16 protein-coding genes and 1 tRNA gene are annotated in these 19,505 nt (G+C 71.0%); 2 read left to right on the forward strand and 15 right to left on the reverse strand.

The features are described 5' to 3' along the window. Positions 1-90 precede the first annotated feature (90 nt). Genes OCT49_RS11770 through OCT49_RS11780 form a run of 3 tightly spaced genes read right to left on the reverse strand, consistent with a single transcriptional unit; the run spans position 91 to position 2,135 of the window. Positions 91-480 carry a type II toxin-antitoxin system death-on-curing family toxin gene (locus tag OCT49_RS11770; protein WP_283851835.1) on the reverse strand — a complete coding sequence of 130 codons (390 nt, stop codon included), beginning with the start codon at positions 478-480 and terminating at the stop codon, positions 91-93. Then, a complete protein-coding gene (locus tag OCT49_RS11775; protein WP_283851836.1) occupies positions 477-677 on the reverse strand; it encodes a ribbon-helix-helix protein, CopG family in 201 nt (66 codons plus the stop codon). Before OCT49_RS11775 ends, OCT49_RS11770 begins: the two co-directional genes overlap by 4 nt. Before the next feature lie 39 nt (positions 678-716). Beyond that, positions 717-2,135 carry an MFS transporter gene (locus tag OCT49_RS11780; RefSeq protein WP_502963461.1) on the reverse strand — a complete coding sequence of 473 codons (1,419 nt, stop codon included), beginning with the start codon at positions 2,133-2,135 and terminating at the stop codon, positions 717-719. Between the two features lie 276 nt (positions 2,136-2,411). On the opposite strand from OCT49_RS11780, the gene OCT49_RS11785 reads away from it, so the two are divergent. Next, positions 2,412-2,483 (forward strand) — tRNA-Cys (locus OCT49_RS11785). 84 nt (positions 2,484-2,567) lie between these two features. Here the strand turns inward: OCT49_RS11785 and OCT49_RS11790 are convergent. From OCT49_RS11790 to OCT49_RS11845, 12 genes are all read right to left on the reverse strand, one after another. Continuing rightward, positions 2,568-3,062 (reverse strand): hypothetical protein, encoded by a 495-nt coding sequence (locus tag OCT49_RS11790; RefSeq protein ID WP_283851838.1) that lies wholly within the window; start codon positions 3,060-3,062, stop codon positions 2,568-2,570. 128 nt (positions 3,063-3,190) lie between these two features. Further along, entirely contained in the window at positions 3,191-4,912 is a 1,722-nt protein-coding gene (locus OCT49_RS11795) for an alpha/beta hydrolase (RefSeq protein WP_283851839.1), read from the reverse strand. A 3-nt stretch (positions 4,913-4,915) separates the two neighbouring features. Then, entirely contained in the window at positions 4,916-5,311 is a 396-nt protein-coding gene (locus tag OCT49_RS11800) for a WXG100 family type VII secretion target (protein ID WP_283851840.1), read from the reverse strand. Positions 5,312-5,591: 280 nt separating this feature from the next. Further along, complete coding sequence (locus OCT49_RS11805; RefSeq protein ID WP_283851841.1) at positions 5,592-7,928, reverse strand: xanthine dehydrogenase family protein molybdopterin-binding subunit; 2,337 nt, start codon at positions 7,926-7,928, stop codon at positions 5,592-5,594. Then, a complete protein-coding gene (locus OCT49_RS11810; RefSeq protein WP_283851842.1) occupies positions 7,925-10,492 on the reverse strand; it encodes a (2Fe-2S)-binding protein in 2,568 nt (855 codons plus the stop codon). Before OCT49_RS11810 ends, OCT49_RS11805 begins: the two co-directional genes overlap by 4 nt. Then, entirely contained in the window at positions 10,489-11,385 is an 897-nt protein-coding gene (locus OCT49_RS11815) for an FAD binding domain-containing protein (protein WP_283851843.1), read from the reverse strand. The genes OCT49_RS11810 and OCT49_RS11815 overlap by 4 nt, the downstream gene beginning before the upstream one ends. Before the next feature lie 324 nt (positions 11,386-11,709). Then, positions 11,710-13,344, reverse strand: coding sequence for a beta-N-acetylhexosaminidase (locus tag OCT49_RS11820; protein ID WP_283851844.1), 1,635 nt, complete (start codon positions 13,342-13,344; stop codon positions 11,710-11,712). Between the two features lie 4 nt (positions 13,345-13,348). Continuing rightward, the gene (locus OCT49_RS11825; RefSeq protein WP_283855761.1) at positions 13,349-14,182 is read right to left on the reverse strand and encodes a carbohydrate ABC transporter permease; all 834 of its coding nucleotides are present in this window, start codon (positions 14,180-14,182) and stop codon (positions 13,349-13,351) included. Positions 14,183-14,193: 11 nt separating this feature from the next. Further along, positions 14,194-15,168, reverse strand: a complete 975-nt coding sequence (locus OCT49_RS11830; protein ID WP_283851845.1) for a carbohydrate ABC transporter permease — start codon at positions 15,166-15,168, stop codon at positions 14,194-14,196. Positions 15,169-15,170: 2 nt separating this feature from the next. Then, positions 15,171-16,475 carry an extracellular solute-binding protein gene (locus OCT49_RS11835; RefSeq protein WP_283851846.1) on the reverse strand — a complete coding sequence of 435 codons (1,305 nt, stop codon included), beginning with the start codon at positions 16,473-16,475 and terminating at the stop codon, positions 15,171-15,173. 214 nt (positions 16,476-16,689) lie between these two features. Beyond that, positions 16,690-16,977 (reverse strand): DUF3039 domain-containing protein, encoded by a 288-nt coding sequence (locus OCT49_RS11840; protein WP_148838236.1) that lies wholly within the window; start codon positions 16,975-16,977, stop codon positions 16,690-16,692. Between the two features lie 200 nt (positions 16,978-17,177). Beyond that, positions 17,178-17,738, reverse strand: a complete 561-nt coding sequence (locus tag OCT49_RS11845; protein WP_283851847.1) for a YqgE/AlgH family protein — start codon at positions 17,736-17,738, stop codon at positions 17,178-17,180. 276 nt (positions 17,739-18,014) lie between these two features. Here OCT49_RS11845 and murA point away from each other — a divergent pair, with 276 nt between their 5' ends. Then, entirely contained in the window at positions 18,015-19,358 is a 1,344-nt protein-coding gene (murA, locus tag OCT49_RS11850) for a UDP-N-acetylglucosamine 1-carboxyvinyltransferase (RefSeq protein ID WP_148838237.1), read from the forward strand. The last annotated feature ends 147 nt before the right edge of the window (positions 19,359-19,505 follow it).

The following is a 19,505-nucleotide window of genomic DNA, read 5'->3' on the forward strand; positions in this document are numbered from 1 at the left end:
GCACGCGATACGACAACCGGGCCACCCTACCGGGGCGCGGCGCGGAACCCGCCTTGAACTGCGCTGCCCCGCACGGAATTGCGATGGCTCTCACACCGCGTCGGCAACCAGCTCGCGCAGCCCCTGGGAGATGTCCTCCACCTCGTCCGTCTCCCCCGTCGCCACCGCGATGACCAGGCGCTCCGCGGCATCGATGTCCGGGCGCAGATCGATCCCGTTCATCGCCAGGAAGGTCACGCACGACAGCCAGGCCGTGCGTTTGTTCCCGTCGAAGAGTGGATGATTGATCGCCAAGGACTGCAGGAGCGCAGCAGCCTTGTCGATCAGGTCCGGGTAGGCCTCCTCGCCGAACATGGCTGCGGACGGACGGTGCGCCGCCGATTCGAGGAGCCCGGCGTCACGCACGACGACATGCATGTCCGAGCAGGCGTGCTCGGCAACGACCAGGGCGTCCTCGGAGCTCAGGTAGACGCAGGTCACTTGAGCCGCTCCATGAGCTCGCTCCACTTGGCCGCCTGCTCCTTGGCCGTCTTGCGGACGATGGCCTGCTGGGCGGTCCTGGCCAGGTAGTCGTCCACAGCCTGGAGCACTATGGCGTGCATGCTGGTCCCCTCCTGCGCGGCCCGCTGCTTGAGGGCTTCGGTCTGGTCGTCACGAAGACGCAGGTTCATGGCCATACCAGAACGGTACCGCCGGGTGGGGCCGGACTGGTACCACTATCGTGCCCGCACCCGGGCCGCCACCCACGCCCCCACCAGCGCCACCCCCGCCATCGGCAGGAAGACCACCGCGAACGCCCCCGGGTGCGATCCGGAGGCCCCCGCCTCCACCGCCTCGTGCACGGCGCCCACCGCGCCGCCGCCGAGCGCGGCGAAGGCCGCTCCGCCCGCGGCGAGCAGCAGCACGTTCGACAGCCCGTCGGAGATCTGGAGGGCGGCCGAGTTCGCCCCCGCCTCCTCCGGCGCCGACAGCTTCAGCAGCAGCACGCTGGTCGAGGCGATCACCATGCCCATGCCGAAGCATCCGAAGGCCCAGGCCACGGCCACGGTCCAGACCGGCACCCAGTCGAGCAGCACGGACGGCGCGGCCGCTATCGCCGCGGCGACCAGCACCATGCCGCCCACCATCAGGCGCTCCCGGTACGGTTCCAGCCGCGGCCGGGACTGCACGTACGAGCCCAGGGCCCAGGTCCCGCCCCCGGCCGCGAGCGAGAAACCGGCCATCGTCGGGCTGAGCCCGCGCTGGGTGACCAGCATCAGCGGTACGAACGACTCGGCGGCGATGAACGATCCGGCCGCCACCCCGCGCAGCAGCACCACCGCGGGCAGCCCGCGCGCCGCCCGGATCGTCCCCGGGGGCAGCAGCCCGCGCACCGCCGGGACGAGCAGCGCGAAGCCGGCGGCGGCCGGCAGCAGCGCGAACCAGTTCCGCTGCTGCCCGGCGTACTGGAGCAGCGCCGCGCCCAGCGAGATCCCGAGGGCGAGCAGGATGCGCCGCCGGTCGTAGGGCTCGACGGGGGCCGCGGGGTCGGCCGGGCCGGACGCCCGCCGCCGGATCGCGGGCAGCGCGAGGGCCAGCGGGAACACCACGAGGGCGGGAATGCCGACGAAGACCCAGCGCCACCCCAGGTGCTCGGTCACGCTCCCGGCGGCGAGCGGCCCGACGACGGACGGAATCACCCAGCTCGCGGCGAAGGCGGCCAGGATCGACGGCTGCAGGCGCTCCGGGTACGCCCGGCTGATCACCACGTACAGCGCCACGATCACCAGGCCGCCGCCGAGCCCCTGGACGGCCCGCCCCGCGACGAAGACCCACATGCTCCCGGCGGTCCCGCAGAGCAGCAGGCCCGCCACGAACGAGCTCATCCCGGCGGCGAGCGGCCCCAGCGGACCGCGCCGGTCGGCCCACTGCCCGGAGAGCACCATGGCGAAGAGGCTGGTCGTGAAGTACGCCGAGAACGCGTACGCGTACAGCGGGATGCCGTGCAGCTCACGGGCGGCGACCGGCATCGCGGTGCCCACGGCGGTCGCCTCGAAGGCGATCAGGAGCACGACGGAGACGATGCCGACGCTGAGCGCCCGGTAGGTCCGCCCGAGCACCCCTCCGGTCCCGGCGGGCGGGGCGGTCTTCGCCATGTCGACACGGGGACCGGTACCGGGGGTCGGGGCCGTGTCCGTGTGGGTGCCGGCGTCGCTGCCGGTGTCTCGGGGGTCCAGGGCACTCATGAGCCCAAGAGTAAGGGGCAAGACCTCAGGTGAACCCTGTCGTGAGACGGTCCTCCGATCCGCTCTTGGCCGTAGGACCGCCCGGCCGATCGTGAACGCCGCATGGCAGTCGTGTTGCGCCCCGCCCCCTTCCCTTGAGCCGCACGACCCCCGGGCCCTACGGTCGGACCACGACGAGGAAGACACGGCCGTGTGCCCGAGTGGCTCAGGGGCTCGACTGCAACTCGAGTTACACCGGTTCGAATCCGGTCACGGCCTCCGAGAAACACGGAAACGACCGCCCCCACGGCCCAGGGGACGGCCGTTCCGCATGTTCATGAGCCGGACCGACCCCCTCGCCGGCTACTGCCGGAGCGGCTCGTCGGAAGACCAGAATTCGGAATGGGCCCGCGGCCTCAGTTCCTCCGCCTTCGGTCCACCGGGATGGCCGGGTGTCCCCGTCGGATAAGTCATCGCGGAGTTCTCGGCACAGCCGAATCCAGCACTGACCGAGACGTTGCCGATGCTGCCGACCTCCAGGGAGACGGTGAACCCATCGGCGCCCTTGGCCCGGATCCGTGGCATGTCCTTGTCGGAGTTGACTCCGACGACCCGGAAGCCCTGCCGTTCCCAGTACCGCTGAACAAGTCCCAGCAGGTTGCCGCGCCGCTGCTCGGAAATCACGGTGAGGATGTTCCTGCTGCGGGTGACGGTCGTGGTGCCGGTCGGCTCGTTGAGGCCGGTACTGCATGCCGCTTCCGCAGGTGCGCCATAGGCCCATTCCACCGGCGGGCGGATGGCCGCCAGCGTGCCGTCGAGAATTTCCTCCGCACGCTGCCCCGCCTGTTGCATGTCCATCGCGGGCATTTTCTGCCTCTCCGTTGCCTGACCTTCTGCACCGTTTTGCCCATCACCGGTTCCACAGGCGGTGAGCACCGCAACCATGAGCGCGCAGCCCAACAGTCGCCCACGTCCGAACACGCGCCTCACCTCGGCGTCACAGTCTGGATCTTGTCGCCGCGGCCGACCACGACACTCGCAATGTTGTTCAGAGAATCGCCCCCCTCGACCGGGCCGAAATAGATCGAATGCGCGGGCAGGTCTCCGGTCACGAGTCCGGCGAGGCCCGTATCCCTGCCGGGGGCCACACTGAAATGACGGCCTCCGAAATGATTGTCGGCGGGATCGGTGCCGAACCAGTTCTTCTTGGGCCCGTACTCGCTCCCCGGGGCGACGTATTCCAGAAGATTGGATGTGGGAAGGTTGGACACCTGGTCGTTTTCCGCCGCTCCGACATAGACGTGGCCGTCTCCCACACCGAGGTCGGAAGCCTTGTCGACACCGACGCCCGGACTGCCGACAAGGACCACGTCGTCCGCTGGGATCCCCCCGGGTTGCTGGGCAGCCTGCCCCACGGTCAAGGATCCATATGAGTGCCCAATGGCCGTCACATGCGGCAAGCCCGACTCGTGGGTGGCCCGGATGCCATTCAAGAAGCTGTCATAGGCAGGGGCACCGGCTTTGGCGTTGTCCTCCCGCATCACATCGGTGGCCGACCATTTGAAACCATCCAGCTGGGGCGCGTCGTACCCGAGCCAGACGATGGAGGCGGTCGTGGTGTCCGGGTACATCTTGTTCGCGGCATGTGCCACGTTCCAGGCCCGATCCACGTCCGATGACGCGAAGTGTTCGCTCAACTTGGTGTTCAGGCCCGGCACATAAGCAGAAACATTCTTCGAGCTGTCCGGGTTACCGAACGAAACAATGGCACGGCCGTTGCCTTCCGAACCAATACCTAACAGGTACGGGCGGGGCTCCCGCCCCCGTTCCAGTTGTTGCTGAATTCCTTTCACGCCATCGATCTTGTCCTTGAGTGCTGCCGCCTCGTCCCCGCCCGCCCTGGCGTAATCCGCTTCCAAGCTACTCAGCAGCAATGGCAGGTAGGTTCGGTTGGCTTTGTCGCGATCGACTGCCGGAATCCCATCACAATTCCCGATCTGTTGCGGGTAGTCGTGAATCAGTTCGGCTTGCAGGCTGGGGGAAAGTCCAGTCCACCATTCCTGCACCGCCTCGGGCGAGGCGCCCTTCTGCGGCATGCCGAGCTCGGACAACAACTCACGGTTGAGTCCATTCGCGGTGGCCAACTCCAGCAGGCCGGCACTCCAGTCGCCTTTGGCGCATCGTTTGGCCGCATCGGTGAAGAGCTTGATCGCCGCCGCATACTCCCTGTCGGCGGCCTGTGCCGACCTCAACGCCTCACCGATCCGGTCGGCGTACTCCTGGGCGCGAGCTGCATGTTGACGGTCGATCTTCGCCACGTCGCCCGGCGCCAGTTGGCCGAGGTCGATGGTCGGGGCAGTGACCACCCCGCTGTCAGCGACCTTGTAGCCAGCCCCCGCGGCATCCGCAATGGCTTCCTTGAGCCGTCCCTGGTGGGCTGCCAACTCCTCACCACAGGTCCTCAGCACGGTACCCACCCCGTCGAGTTCCTGCTTGGCAACCGTCAGGTCGCGCTGCATCCGGGCGAATCGACCAGCAGCGGACTCAGCAGCCATTCCGCCCCAGACACCCTCCTGCTCGATGGGGCGGCGCAGATATCTGCCGAAGTCACGGGCGTGGGCAGTGAACCTCTCCGCCAGTCCGTCCCAGGCATCGCCGGCATCAGTCAGCAGAAGTGGCTTGGCATCGCGGAGTTCCGAGATTCGCATGTGTCAGCGCTCTCCGCTCTGTGACGGAGGCATCATGAATCCAGGAGCATACGGACCGGGTGGGCCCGAGATGTAGGGGGCCAGGCCGAGGAAGGAATTGCGGCGTTCCTGGTCCTCTTGAGAGAAGCTCTTGCTGGAACTGTCGACCGCGTCTGCGGCACCCTCCACCATGCCTGCCAAAGAACGCAGTGCTTTCGTCCATGCCTCCAGGCAGTCATCAAGAGCTTGAGCCGACTGAAAACCCGCCAGTCCGGTGACTGCTGCGTCCGTCGGCACGAATAAGGTCTTGATGTCTTCCGGCATGTCCTGGGCGACCTTGCGCGCGGCATCACCCGCTTTCCGTACCTCACCTGGTTCGATCCAGAACCCTTGTGTTCCGCTGCCGATCGGTGTGGACATGCGTGCCCTCCTCGGTCTCTGAAAATCCGTATGCCGACCGCTGGGTGTCCCTTGGCCCTGAAGTACGTGCGTCCAGGGCCGAGAAAGATAATCAACCCCGATGGTGCCCCAGGGGGCACGCCGGTGGTTCCGCTTCAGATCGCCCCCGCACAGGGTCCTCCCCTCCAGCGACAGCCGCTGACCGGCACATCGGCTTCGAGGCTCACCCCGGCCGACCACGGCGTCACCGCGTACCTCCAGGTTGCGTCCATGCCCCGGAGGCACACCATCGGTGCGATCCTCAGGAGTTGGGGGCCACCACCGCTGCCTGGGGGCGGATCGGGAGGCGGTTGATCGGGCGGCCGGTTGCCGCGCGTACGGCTGCCGCCACGGCTGCCGGGGAGGTCACCACGGGTACCGCCGAGGCGGGTTTGGCGCCGAAGGGGGCGACCACGTCCCGTTCCTCGATGAGCTCGACGATGCGGATGTCCGGGGCGTCCAGGGCGGTCGGCAGGGTGTAACCGGTGAGGTCGGGGTGGCGGATCAGGCCGCGGGCACTGCGGAGGTTCTCGGTGAGGGCCGCGCCGATGCCCTGGGTGACGCCGGCCTCGATGCGGATCGCCAGTTGGGCCGGGTTGAGGATCCGGCCGACGTCCTGGGCGAGGGCCATCTCCACGACCCGTACGGAGCCGATCTCGATGTCGACGTCCACCACCGCGCGGATCGCGCAGAAGGCGAGGCCGACGAAGGCGTCGCCCTGGCCGGACTCGTCGAGGGGCTCGGTGGGGTGCGGGCGGCACTGGGCGGTGGCCCAGAGTTCCTTGCCGTCCATCGCTTCCATGACCGTCGTGGAGAGCACCCCGTCGTACGAGGTGATCTTGCCGTCGGCGATCTGCAACAGCTCCGTGGACATGCCGAACTTGTGGGCCAGGGGCTGGAGGAGCTGGGTCCGGACCATCTTCGCGGCCCGTTCCACCGCCCCGGCCGAGACCCAGGTGTGCCGGCCGTGGGCCGCCGGGCCCGCCGGGGGCTGGTCGGTGTCGACGGCGGCCACGTGGACCTCCTCGATGCCCAGGGTCTCCTGGACGACCTGGCGGGCGAGGGTCGAGAAGCCCTGGCCCGTCTCGACCGCGGCGCAGATGACCGTGGCGACGCCGTCGTGGACCCTGACCGTGGCCGTGGAGACCTCGTCGGCCCCCTCCGCGCCGAGCATGTGGACCATGCCGAGCGCGTAGCCGACGCCGCGGCGCACCGCGCCCGGCTCGCCCGCCCCCTCCGGGCCGCCGGGGAGCAGCCAGTCGTCCTCGGGGGTGTCCTTGGGAAGGCTGGGCAGCGGGAAGTCCCGTACGGCGGTGAGGAGTTCGGCCACGGGCGCGGGGCAGGTGACCGTCTGGCCGGTGGGCAGGATGTCGCCGGTGGCCAGGGCGTTGCGCATTCGCAGTTCGGCCGGGTCGATGCCGAGCTTGGCGGCCAGCTTGTCCATTTGGCCCTCGTACGCCGCGCAGACCTGCATCGCGCCCTCGCCGCGCACATGGCCCGACGGCGGGTTGTTCGTGCGGACCGCCCAGCCCTCGATGAAGGCGTGCGGGACGATGTAGGGGCCGCAGGCGAACGCGACCGCCGCGGCCAGCGACTCGGACGAGGAGTCGGCGTACGCGCCCGCGTCGAGCAGGATCTGCGCCTCGACCTTCACCAACCGGCCCTCGGCGTCCGCGTGGTGGCGGTAGCGCAGCAGGGTCGGGTGGCGGTGGGAGTGGCCGAGGAAGGACTCCTCGCGGGTGGCGGTCAGCTTGACGGGGCAGCCGGTGCGCAGCGCGAGCAGCCCGAGCGGGAGCTGGAAGCCGGGGTCCTCGCGGTCGCCGGTCGCTCCGGGCACCCCGGTGACGACGATCTTCACCCGTTCCGGTTCGAGGCCGAAGCAGGCGGCGGCCAGGTCGCGGTCGGTGTGCGGGTCGGTGGAGGCGGTGTAGATCTCCACGCCGCCGTCGGGGCGGGGCACGGCGAGTCCGGCCTCGGCGCCGATCGGGGCCGGGTCCTGGCGGCCGATGCGGTACAGGCCCTCGACGACGACCTCGCCGGTGGCCTCGGGGTCCCCGTAGCGCAGCGGGATGTGGCGGATCAGGTTGCCGTCGGGGTGCAGCGGTTCGGCGGCAAAGGACTTCTCCGGGTCGGTGACCGGTTCGAGGACCTCGTACTCGACGGCGATGGCGGCGGCGGCGAGCCGGGCGGTGTCGGGGTGGTCGGCGGCGACCGCGGCGATCGGTTCGCCGTGGTGGCGGACCAGGTCGGAGGCGAAGACCGGGCGGTCGACGATCCTGCGCCCGTACGCGCGCTCCCCGGGGATGTCCTCGTGCGTGATGACCGCCCGTACCCCCGGCATCCCGGCCGCGGCCGAGGTGTCGACGGACAGGATGCGGGCGTGCGGGTGCGGGGACCGCAGCACGGCCGCCCACAGCAGGCCCTCGGCCCAGAGGTCGGCGGCGTACGGGAAGGTACCCTCGGTCTTGGCGCGCGTGTCGGCGGACGGCAGGGAGACGCCCAGGCCGAGCACGGGCGGCTCGGCCCCGGGGCCCTCGAACGCCGGGGTGGTGATCCGGGCGCTGGTCGCGTGGGCAGTGGTGGCCGCGTCGTTGCTCACGCCATGCCTCCGTCCTGCGAGTGCGGCTGGGCGTCACCGATGGCGCCCGGGGACACGTCCGGTACGGGCCCGGGATGCGGGGAGTCGGCGTGGGGGCCCCACACCTCCGCGGCGCCGGGGGCCGCCTGGGACGGGATGCGGTTCTCGGCGGTCTCCGGGGACGGGGAGTCCGGCGCGGCGGGGTCGGCGGCCGCCTCGCGGCCCGCGATGACCTCGTTCACCGCGTCGAGGACGCCCCGGTATCCGGAGCAGCGGCAGAGGTTGCCGCAGAGCGCCTTGCGCGTCTCGAGTTCGCTGGGGGTGTGGTTGCCCTCCAGCAGGTCGTGGACGGTCATCGCCATGCCGGGGATGCAGAAGCCGCACTGGACGGCCCCGTGCTTGGCGAGGGCGCGCTGGACGTCGGACGGTTCGCCGTCCACGGCCAGGCCTTCGACCGTACGGACCTCGCTGCCGGCCGTGGTCGCCGCGGGGACCAGGCAGGAGGCGACGAGCCGGCCGTCCACCTGGACGTTGCACGCCCCGCATTCGCCCTGCGAGCAGCCGTCCTTGGCACCGGCGAGGCCGAGGCGCTCGCGGAGCACGTAGAGGAGCGATTCGCCGATCCAGGCGTCGGTGACGGGGCGGTCGGTGCCGTTCACGCTCAGGACGTACGAAACGGCGGGGCGTTCGTCGGGGACGCCGAAGGGCTGGGGCTCGACGAGACCTGCGGGGTCCGCCAGACCTGCGGGGTCGGCGAGACCTACGGGGTCCGTGGAGTCCGTGGGAGCGGCGGGGCCTGTGGGGTCCGTGGAGTCCGTGGGACCGGCGGGACCTGTGAGGTCGGCAGGTTCAGTGAGGTCGGCGGGGTCCGTGGGCTCGGGTTCGGGTTCGGGCTCAGCGGTCCCGGTGGTTTCGGCGGCCCCGGTCTCCGCGGGCTCCACGGCCTCGGGTCCGGGCTCCGGAGCGGACTCCGTCTCCTCGGGCCCGGGGGTCTCGGCCCCCGGCTCGGCGGTCCCGGTTTCGGCCGCCTCGGCGGTCTCGGGGGCCTCGGTGGTCTCGGTGACCTCGGTGATCTGTGCCTGCGGTGCCGGTTCGGCCTCGTCGGCCGGAGGCGTGGGCCCGGAGGCGGCCTCGGACGGCTCGCCGGGACCGGGCTGCGCCGGATGCCCGTCCGGAACGTCGTCCGGGGCGGCGGGAGCGGCGTCGGAGGGCATCCCCTGCGCGGAGTCCGTACCCGTGGAGTCCGCGCCCGTGAAGTCCGCGCCCTGGGCCGGGGCGTCCTCCGCGACGGGCGCTTCCGGCGCCGCTTCCGGGAACGGTGCCGTGCCGGAGGCCCGCAGGGCGTCCTCGTACGTGAGGGACGACGTCACCGGCTCCACCGGAGGCGTCGCAACCGGTGCAGCAGGCGCGACGGGCACGGCCGGGGCAACAGGCTCGGCGGGCGCGGCCGGTGCGACAGTCTCGGCGGGCGCGGCAGGCGGCATCGGGGTGGACGTCGGCGCGAATTCCGCGCTCGGCGCGTGCTCCGGCTCGACACCCGCCTCGGGCGCCGGTCCCACCGCGGGTTCGGCTCCCGGCTCGGGCGCGGGCCCCGGTACCGGCTGCTGCGTCGCCCACGGGGCGGGCGCACCGCCCGGCAGCGTGGCCGGCGGGGTCCGGTCGCCGTACCACTGGGCGGCCAGGGCCGAGGCCGCGAACTCGCCGGACTCCTCCGGGAGATCGCCCTCGGCGACCGGGATCGTCCACTGCCCCGTGTGACCGCCGTGGCCGCTGTGATCGCCGTGGCCGGGCTGGCCGTCGTGCTCCACGTGACCGAACTGGCCGCTGTGATCGGCGTGCCCGGTGTGATCGGCGTGGCCGTACTGACCACCGTGCTCCGTGTGGCTGAACTGCTCCGTGTGCCCGGTGTGACCGCCGTGTTCAACATGCCCGGTGTGACCGCCGTGCTCGACGTGCCCGGTGTGACCGCCGTGCTCGACGTGCCCGGTGTGACCGCCGTGCTCGACGTGCCCGGTGTGACCGCCGTGTTCGACGTGCCCCGTGTGGATGCCGTACTCGGGGGACTCGGTGAAATTCCACTGACCCGTCGCCGTCGTCGCCGCCGACGCCTCCGGGTACTGCTCGTGCGGCAGCCCCGGCTGCCCGGTCCCGCCGTCCTGCTCGGCGTACGGGGCGGGTCCGGTCTCCGTGATCCGCGGGATGCGCTGGGTCTCCTGGAACTGCGGGTACCCGTACCCGTACGGCGACTGCTGCTGGTTCGGGTCCGGCCAGTGCACCGTCTCGGGTGCCTGCTGCTCCGGCGCCGCCCCCGGCTCCTGCGCGTCCGGCGTCCGCGCGACCCAGTTGTCCGTGGACGCCGGGTCGAATCCGGCCGCGGGCGTCAGCGGCAGGATCATCGGCGGCACGAAGCCCTGGCCCGGCGCGGCCAGCGGGATGTTCGCCAGGTCCTCGGGCGGCAGGTGGACGAAGGCGGTCGCACCGTCGTCGTACTCGCTGCCCTGCGGCGTCGGCTGCCAGCCCCCGTACTGCAGCGATTCCTGCTGCCCGTGCTGATCGTGCCGATCGTTGTGGTCCTCGTTGCTCACGACAGTGCCCTCCCCAGCGCGCGTCGGGCGAGCGCGGCGACGGTGCGCCGCAGGTGCAGTACGGCCGGGGGCAGCGGCGGCGCCTCTCCCCCGTCGGCGGGCGGTTCCTGGTCCGGGATGCAGGCCGCGGCGACGTACTCGCCGAAGGCGGCCAGCGCGTCGGGGGCCAGGCCCCGTTCCCCGTCCCAGTCGATCAGCGAGGCGATCCAGCGCTCGGCCTCCAGCGGTCGCAGCGGCATCGGCGCGATGGCGCCGACCGCGCAGCGCACCCCGCGCCGGGCCGGGTCGAGGACTATCGCGACGGACGCGGTGGCGCGGCCGGGGCCGGTGCGGCCGGTGGCCTTCAGGAAGACCTGCGGGGCGTGCAGGAGCGGCACCCGGACGAAGCCGATCAGCTCGGCGGGTTCGAGCATGGCGCGGCCGGCCAGCAGGTGCGAGACCGGGATCTCGCGGCGGGCGCCGCCCGGCCCCGCGACGACCAGTTCGGCCTCCAGGGCGGCGAGCACCGGCAGGGAGTCGCCGGTCGGGGCCGCGGTGGCGATGTTGCCGCCGAGCGTCCCGGCGTTGCGGATCTGGGGCGGGCCCGCGGCGCGGGCCGCGGCGGCCAGGGCGGGGATGAGGGCGGCGAAGTCGGGCCGCCCCATGCGCGCGTGGGTGAGGCCGGCGCCGAGCAGGGCGTGGCCGTCCTGGTAGTGCCAGCCGCGCAACTCGCTGATCCGGCCGAGGCCGACCAGTCCCGAGGGGCGCAACAGCCCCTTGTTGACGGCTGCCATCAGGTCCGTTCCGCCCGCCACGGGAACTGCGGCGGGCATGGCGCCGAGCGCCGCCACGGCCTCGTCGAGCGAGGCCGGCAGCGTCACGGACTGCGTCGCCTGCGGTGCGTGCGTGGTCAACCCAGCTGCCCCTTCCCGGTGTCCGGCCGTCCGGCTGTTTCGCCGTACGGTACGTGCTCAAAGCCCGGACGTGGCAACTCTGGCACATCTTCGGATCGGACCGACGCGAGGGTCCGCGAAGGACGTGTTCGTACCAGGTCGCGGAAATGCTTCCGGTTTGAACCGCTTCGGCACGGAGTGTGAATCGCTGCCCTTCAGCATGGCTTGTCCCGGTTGTTCTGTTCCGGTTGTGCCCTGTGTGCGGGGCGAGTTCCGGACAAAAAACGATGGCCGGTACACCCCCCGGAGGGAGGTGTACCGGCCGGGTACCGGATGCGATCGGGATCACACGTTCGGGGGCGGTCCCTCCAGCGGGCGTCCCAGGACGCCGGGGCGCTGCTGGCGGGGCAGCGGGCCGCCCGGCGGCCGGTAGTCGACGCCCAGGGCGTCGAGTCGTGCGTAGTGGGCGGTCATCCGGCGTTCGAAGCCGGCGTAGTCCCGCTCGGCGGAGGGCGGCAGCGGCGACCAGGCGACCTCCGCGAACGCCGCGAGGCGCGGGAAGACCTGGTAGTCGACGCGGGCCCGGTTCTGCATCACCTCGGTCCACACGTTGGCCTGGGCGCCGAGGATGTGACGGGCCGCCTCCTCGGAGAGGCCCGGCGGCACGGGCTCGAAGCGGTAGACGTCCTCCAGGGTGCGGACGAAGCCGATGGGCATCGGCTCGTCGGGGCCGCCGTCCTGGCGGTGGTCCAGGTAGACGTGCTGCTCCGGGCACATCACGACGTCGTGGCCGGCCTCGGCGGCCGTGACGCCGCCGCCGTAGCCCCGCCAGGACGAGACGGCCGCGCCCGCGGGGAGGCCGCCCTCCAGGATCTCGTCCCAGCCGATGAGGCGGCGTCCGCGCGCGGTGAGCCAGGTGTCGAAGTGCCGGATGATCCAGGACTGGAGCTCGTCCTCGTTGGCCAGGCCGAACTCCTCGATCCGGGCCTGGGCGGCCGGGGAGTCCTTCCACTGCTCCTTGCGGCACTCGTCGCCACCGATGTGGATGAACGGCGAGGTGGCGGCGGGGAAGAGGTCGAGCACCTCTTCGAGAACGCCTTCGAAGAAGCGCAGGGTGTTGTCGGTGGGGGCGAGCACGTTGGCGTTGATGCCCCAGGTGTCCCAGACGGTCAGGGCGGTGGTGTCGACGACGTCGGCGTTGCCCAGTTCGGGGTAGGCGGCGATGGCGGCCTGGGAGTGGCCGGGGATGTCGATCTCGGGGACGACCCGGATGTGCCGTTCGGTGGCGTAGGCGACGATCTCCCGGATGTCGTCCTGCGTGTAGAAGCCGCCGTGCGGGGTCTCGTCCCACAGTTCCGACGCCCGGTGGCCGTGCTTGGTGCGGGACCGCCAGGAGCCGACCTCGGTGAGCCGGGGGTGGCGCTTGATCTCGATCCGCCAGCCCTGGTCGTCGGTCAGGTGGAAGTGGAAGACGTTCAGTTTGTGCGCGGCGAGGAGGTCGAGGTAGCGCAGCACGTCGTCCTTGGGCAGGAAGTGCCGTGCCACGTCGAGCATCATGCCGCGCCAGCCGAAGCGGGGGTGGTCCTGGATGTCCGTGGCGGGGAGGGCGGGCCGTGCGTCGGGGTTGACGGGCGCGCGGCGGAAGGCTTCCGGTCCCAGGAGCTGGCGGAGGGTCTGGGCGCCCCAGAAGACGCCCGCGGGGCTGCCGCCGGTGATCTCGACGCTCTGCCCGGTCCCGGTGGTCAGCCGGTAGCCCTCGGGCTCCAGGGCCGGGTCGATGCCCAGCCGGACGGTGTTCGCGGCGTCCTCGCCGCCGGGGGCGAGCGGCAGGCCGAAGGCGGCGCCGAGGGTGGTGCGCAGCCACCGTTCGGTGCCCTCGGTGCCGGGGGCCGCGGCGATGGTGGTGGCCGGGTCGAACAGGAAGCCGCACCGCCCGTCGTCGGCGGTGCGCACGGGTGCCGGGATCAGGTCCATGTCCATGGGGTCAGTCCTTTACCGCTCCGCCGAGCCCCGAGACCAGGCGGCGCTGTACGAGTACGAAGAAGACCAGCACGGGAACGGTCATCACCGTCGAGGCGGCCATGATCCCTCCCCAGTCGTTCTCATCGGGTTTGAAGAAGACCAGCAGCGCCATCGGGAGCGTCGACTGGGAGGTGTCGCTGATGATGAACGACTTCGCGAACAGGAAGTCGTTCCAGGTGGAGATGAACGAGAAGACGCTGGTGGCCACGAGGCCGGGGAAGACCAGCGGGAAGAGGATCTGCCACAGGAAGCGGGTACGGCTCGCGCCGTCGATGTACGCGGCCTCCTCCAGCGCCTCGGGCACCGCCTTGACGAAGCCGCGCAGCATCCAGATCGCGAACGGCAGCGAGAGGGCGAGGTGCGGCAGGATCAGCGAGCCGAGGGTGTTCAGCTGGCCGAAGTCCCGCATCAGGAAGAACAGCGGGATGGCCAGGGCCTCGACCGGCACCATCTGTGCGATCAGGAACATGATCAGCAGCGTGGTGCGGAAGCGGAACCTGAACCGGGTCACGGCCGTCGCCGCCAGGAAGGCGACCAGCGCGGAGACCAGGACGACGGTGCCGGCGACGATCAGGCTGTTGAGGAAGTAGCGGCCGAAGTCGTTCTGTTCGAAGACCCGGCGGAACGAGTCCAGGGACGGCGACAGCGTCCAGGGGCGGGCTTCGGTGGACTGGATCTCGCCTGCCGGTTTGAAGGCGGAGAGCACCATCCAGTAGAGCGGGAAGGCGACCGCGGCGGCGATCAGCAGGGCCGCCGCCTCGGCGGCCAGCCGCCCGGGCCTGCGGATGCGCAGCATGCTCCGTGGGTTCACAGTTCCTCCCCCTGGCGCCGCACCAGGCGCAGATGGACGAGGGTGACGACCAGCAGGATCAGCAGCATCACGACGCCGATCGCCGAGCCGAGGCTGTACTGCGAGGACGCGAACGCCTTCTGGTACGCGTAGACGTTGAGCACCAGGTTCTGTCCCGCGATGCCGCCGCCGTTGGTCATGACGTAGATCTGGGTGAAGACCTTGAAGTCCCAGATGATCGACTGGATCGTGACGACGACGAGGATCGGTCGCAGCATCGGGGCCATGACCGACCGCCAGATCCGCCACTGCGAGGCGCCGTCCAGGGCCGCCGCCTCCAGCACCTCGCCGGGGATCGCCCGGATGCCCGCGTACACGGTCACCATCACGAACGGGAACGAGCACCACAGGACTTCCAGGAGCACCAGGGCGAAGGCGCTGTAGCGCCCGTACGTCCAGGAGAAGTCGCCGAGCCCCAGGACCCGGTTGACCGGCCCGAAGTCGGGGTCGAAGAGGAACACCCAGACGGTGGAACCGGTGATCGCGGGGGTTGCCCAGGCGCCGAGCGCGGCCAGCATCAGGGCGAGCCGCGGTACGGCCCGGACCCGGGTCAGCAGGACGGCGAGCGCGCAGCCGGCCAGCAGGGTGGTGAGGACGCAGGCGGCGGCGAAGACCACGGTCGCCAGGAGCACCTGCCAGAACTGGCTGTCGCCGAAGAGGGTGGTGTAGTTCCCGAATCCCCGGAAGGTGGTCGGTTCGCCGCCGCTGACCTGGGCCTGGGTGTACTCCAGGAAGGAGATCAGGCCGAGCTGGTAGATCGGGTAGACGAGCAGTCCGCCGAGGAGGACGAGCGCGGGCAGGAGGTAGAGCCAGGGGGTCCACCCGGAGCCGCGCACGGACGGGGCGGGGCGGCGCCGCCGGGGCGGGCGGGGGGAGGTGCCGCCCGCCCCGGACGTGCCGGGTGCCTTGTACGTCGTGGTGTTCGCGGTCATGGTCAGCCCGCGTCGGCGAACGCGGCGTCCATCTTCTTCGCCGCGTCGTCCGCGGCCTTCGCCACGTCCTTACGACCGCTGACGATCTCCTGGAACATCGTCGGCAGGACCAGCGAGGCGTCGATCTGCCCCCAGCCCGGCGAGGCCGGGACGAATTCGGCGCCCGCGCCGAGCGTTTCGACGAACGGCTCGACGAACGGCTCCTTCTTCGCGGCGGCGGCCCGCACGTCCGTGTACGTCGGCAGGAAGCCCATCGCGTCGAACATCTTCGCCTGGGTCCGCTTGCCGGTCAGGGACTTCATCAGGTCCACGGCCAGGGTGCGGTGCGAACTGCTCTTCAGCACGCCGATGTTGTTCCCGCCCGCGAACGCCGGGGCCACGGAGTCCTTCGCCACGCCGGGCAGCGGGACGACCGCGTACTTGCCCTTCACCGCGCCCGCCTCGACGGCCGCGTGGCTGAAGTCGCCGCCGATCGCCATGGCGGCCTTTCCGGAGGCGAAGGCGGTGACGGTCGCGTTGCCGCCCATGGAGGCGCACTTGGCGGCCGGGCAGTTGTCGTCGCCGAAGAGCGAGGTGTACGCCTCGATGCCCTTGCGGGCCTTTTCGCTGTTGATGGCGGAGGTGTACGTGCCGCCCTTCTCGTCGGCGAGTTCGCCGCCGTGGGCCCAGATGAACGGCATCGCGCCGTAGGTGTACGCGCCGCCGACCGCCAGTCCGTACAGGTCCGGCTTCTTCTTGTGGATCTTCTTCGCGGTGGAGATCAGCTCGGCCTGCGACTTGGGGGCCTCGATGCCCAGCTCGTCGAAGACGTCGGTGCGGTAGTACAGCGCGCGTACGCCGACGAAGAGCGGTGCCCCGTAGACCTTGCCGTCGACCGTCACGGACTGCCGGGCGGTCGGGTCGGTGTCCTTCGCCTCGTCCCAGGCGGCGAACTCGGCGCTCACGTCGGCGAGTCCGCCGTCCTTGACGTATCCGGCGGTGTCGGTGTTCCCGTACTCGATGAGGTCCGGGGCGCTCCTGGGGTCGTTGAACGCCGCCTTGATGCGCTGCGCGCGGGTGTCGACCGGGATGTACTCGACCTCCACCTCCGCGCCCTCGTGGGACTTCTCGAATTCGGCGACCGCCGCGTCGACGACCTGTTCCTTGGGCTTGTTGCCGACCTCCTGGAACAGCCAGACCCGCAGGGTGCCGGTTTTCTCGTCCCCCTCGGCCGCGGTGTCGGAGGTCTGCGGCGCGCAGGCGGTGGCGGTGAGACCCGCCAGCACGAGCGTCGCCACCGGAGCGGCAATTCGGGCAGAAAGCTTCATATCGGAACCCTTACCGATAAGCATTGCAACATGCGCAACGCGCGTTTCGTTCTGCACAACTGGCAGGAGAGTAGGTGCGCGCGCGGACGCCGACAAGTGGTCTCAACCACTCTGTGACCCGTGGAAGCAGCCCGTGCAACGCGAAGGGCCCCCGGGACACGCGTCGAAACGCGTGTCCCGGGGGCCCTGAGCGATGCCGCCGGAGGGCTCGGGACTACTTCTTGTCCTTGCCGCCCTTGTCCTTGTCGCCGCCGGCGCCCATGGACTCGTAGATCTCCTTGCACATGGGGCAGACCGGGTACTTCTTGGGGTCGCGGCCCGGTACCCAGACCTTGCCGCACAGTGCGACCACGGGGGTGCCCTCCAGGGCACTCGCCATGATCTTGTCCTTCTGGACGTAATGGGCGAAGCGCTCGTGGTCGCCGTCGCCGTTCGACACCTGTGGCGTCGGCTCCACGAGGGTGCCGGTTCCTGCCCCGCGCTCGGGCTCAAGAGTGCTCATAACCGCCAAGGGTACTGGGAGGCGGGAGCTTCGGAGCGCCCGGCGGCGGGAAGCGCGGGTGAAGCGGGCGAAGCGGGCGAAGGTGCACACCCCGGGCGGCGGCGTCGCGGGGCCCGGCGGCGTCGCGGGGTCCGGCGGCGTCGCGGGGCCCGGCGGCGTCGCGGGGTCCGGCGGGGTCGCGGGGCCCCGCGTCTGCACTCTCAGTTGAGCGAGGGGTCGTCGGGGTACGTGGCGATCATCGCCAGTTCGCTGCGCTGGCGGCGCAGGACCGCGCGCCAGAGGTGTTCGGGCCGCGGGGACGAGACGTCACCGGGCTCGGACTCGACCACGTACCAGGCGCCCTCGGCCAGTTCCGTCTCCAGCTGCCCGGGGCCCCAGCCGGCGTACCCGGCGAAGATCCGCAGCGAACCGAGCGCGGCGGCCAGCAGTTCCGGGGGCGCCTCCAGGTCCACCAGTCCGATCGCCCCGTACACCCGGCGCCAGCCGAGCGGGCCCTCGTCGCCGGGGATGACGGCCACCCCGAGCGCCGAGTCGAGGGAGACCGGGCCGCCCTGGAAGACGACGTCCGGCTCACCGGCCAGACCGGCCCAGGGCATGAGGATGTCGCGGACGCCGACCGGGGTCGGGCGGTTCAGGACCACGCCGAGCGAGCCCTCCTCGTCGTGGTCGAGGAGCAGCACCACCGCACGGTCGAAATTCGGGTCCGCGAGCGCGGGTGTGGCCACGAGCAGTCGCCCTGTGAGCGAGGACACCTCGGTCATGGCAGAAATGATCCCGCATCTTCGCCTCCCACGGGGACCAAGTGGGCCACCCGACCCCCGAACGGGCCGCGGCGCAGCTCAGGGCGCACGGATGCATGGGGAGCGCGCATTCCGGGGAGCCATGCGGACGGTAACCCTCCGCAAGTCCCGGGGAGCAGAACGTGTTGTGGCGGATTCATGACGTTCGTACACCCCCCGCTCCCTTACGGAGTGGGGGTGGTCGGCCATTACTCTTTCGTTTGGCCCCCTGCCCGACCACTCCGGAACGCGAGATTCATGACCGGCACAGACGATGTCCTGCTTGTCCACGGCGGAACCCCGCTGGAGGGCGAGATCCGCGTCAGAGGCGCCAAGAACCTGGTGCCGAAGGCGATGGTCGCCGCGCTGCTCGGCAGCGGGCCCAGTCGGCTGCGCAACGTGCCCGACATCCGCGACGTGCGGGTGGTGCGCGGGCTGTTGCAGCTGCACGGCGTGACGGTCCGGCCCGGTGACGAACCGGGTGAGCTGATCCTGGACCCGACCCACGTGGAGAGCGCCAACGTCGCCGACATCGACGCCCACGCGGGCTCCTCGCGCATCCCGATCCTCTTCTGCGGCCCGCTGCTGCACCGGCTGGGCCACGCGTTCATCCCGGGGCTCGGCGGCTGCGACATCGGCGGCCGGCCGATCGACTTCCACTTCGACGTGCTGCGGCAGTTCGGCGCGACCATCGAGAAGCGGGCGGACGGCCAGTACCTGGAGGCCCCGCAGCGGCTGCGCGGCACGAAGATCCGGCTGCCGTACCCCTCGGTGGGCTCCACCGAGCAGGTGCTGCTGACGGCGGTGCTCGCCGAGGGCGTCACCGAGCTGTCCAACGCGGCCGTGGAGCCGGAGATCGAGGACCTCATCTGCGTCCTGCAGAAGATGGGCGCCATCATCTCCATGGACACCGACCGGACGATCCGGATCACGGGTGTCGACCGGCTGGACGGTTACACGCACCGGGCGATCCCGGACCGTCTGGAGGCGGCCTCCTGGGCGTCCGCGGCGCTGGCCACCGAGGGCAACATCTACGTGCGGGGCGCGCAGCAGCGCTCGATGATGACCTTCCTGAACACCTTCCGCAAGGTCGGCGGCGCCTTCGAGATCGACGACGAGGGCATCCGCTTCTGGCACCCGGGCGGCGCGCTGAACGCCATCGCCCTGGAGACGGACGTGCACCCCGGCTTCCAGACCGACTGGCAGCAGCCGCTGGTGGTGGCGCTGACGCAGGCGTCGGGGCTGTCCATCGTCCACGAGACGGTGTACGAGTCCCGGCTCGGCTTCACCTCCGCGCTCAACCAGATGGGCGCGCACATCCAGCTCTACCGGGAGTGCCTGGGCGGCTCCGACTGCCGCTTCGGGCAGCGCAACTTCCTCCACTCGGCGGTCGTGTCCGGGCCGACCCGGCTCCAGGGCGCGGATCTGGTCATCCCCGACCTGCGCGGCGGTTTCTCGTACCTGATCGCGGCGCTGGCCGCGCAGGGCACGTCGCGGGTGCACGGCATCGACCTGATCAACCGCGGCTACGAGAACTTCATGGAGAAGCTGGAGAAGCTCGGCGCGAAGGTGGAGCTGCCGAACGGCTCGCCGCTGGTCTGAGTCCGGACGCACCGGGCGGGGCGCGCTCTCGGGCGCGGTCGCCACAGGGCTGCTGACGGGGGTTCGGGGCACTGCCCCGGGCCCCCGTCCCGTGTTTCCGGTCCGCCGTTCCGTGGCGCCGGGGCCCCGTCCTGCGTTTCCGGGCCA

Origin of the sequence: Streptomyces sp. ML-6, assembly GCF_030116705.1 — a bacterium.
Taxonomy (GTDB): domain Bacteria; phylum Actinomycetota; class Actinomycetes; order Streptomycetales; family Streptomycetaceae; genus Streptomyces.

What these genes read in the sequence shown, in the direction of transcription:
- OCT49_RS11790 (WP_283851838.1), bottom strand. Translation starts at nt 3,062, where the DNA reads ATGGACATGCAACAGGCGGGGCAGCGTGCGGAGGAAATTCTCGACGGC.
- OCT49_RS11840 (WP_148838236.1), bottom strand. Translation starts at nt 16,977, where the DNA reads ATGAGCACTCTTGAGCCCGAGCGCGGGGCAGGAACCGGCACCCTCGTG.
- OCT49_RS11780 (WP_502963461.1), bottom strand. Translation starts at nt 2,135, where the DNA reads ATGGCGAAGACCGCCCCGCCCGCCGGGACCGGAGGGGTGCTCGGGCGG.
- murA (WP_148838237.1), top strand. Translation starts at nt 18,015, where the DNA reads ATGACCGGCACAGACGATGTCCTGCTTGTCCACGGCGGAACCCCGCTG.
- OCT49_RS11825 (WP_283855761.1), bottom strand. Translation starts at nt 14,182, where the DNA reads ATGCTGCGCATCCGCAGGCCCGGGCGGCTGGCCGCCGAGGCGGCGGCC.
- OCT49_RS11820 (WP_283851844.1), bottom strand. Translation starts at nt 13,344, where the DNA reads ATGGACATGGACCTGATCCCGGCACCCGTGCGCACCGCCGACGACGGG.
- OCT49_RS11775 (WP_283851836.1), bottom strand. Translation starts at nt 677, where the DNA reads ATGGCCATGAACCTGCGTCTTCGTGACGACCAGACCGAAGCCCTCAAG.
- OCT49_RS11835 (WP_283851846.1), bottom strand. Translation starts at nt 16,475, where the DNA reads ATGAAGCTTTCTGCCCGAATTGCCGCTCCGGTGGCGACGCTCGTGCTG.
- OCT49_RS11795 (WP_283851839.1), bottom strand. Translation starts at nt 4,912, where the DNA reads ATGCGAATCTCGGAACTCCGCGATGCCAAGCCACTTCTGCTGACTGAT.
- OCT49_RS11800 (WP_283851840.1), bottom strand. Translation starts at nt 5,311, where the DNA reads ATGTCCACACCGATCGGCAGCGGAACACAAGGGTTCTGGATCGAACCA.
- OCT49_RS11830 (WP_283851845.1), bottom strand. Translation starts at nt 15,168, where the DNA reads ATGACCGCGAACACCACGACGTACAAGGCACCCGGCACGTCCGGGGCG.
- OCT49_RS11845 (WP_283851847.1), bottom strand. Translation starts at nt 17,738, where the DNA reads ATGACCGAGGTGTCCTCGCTCACAGGGCGACTGCTCGTGGCCACACCC.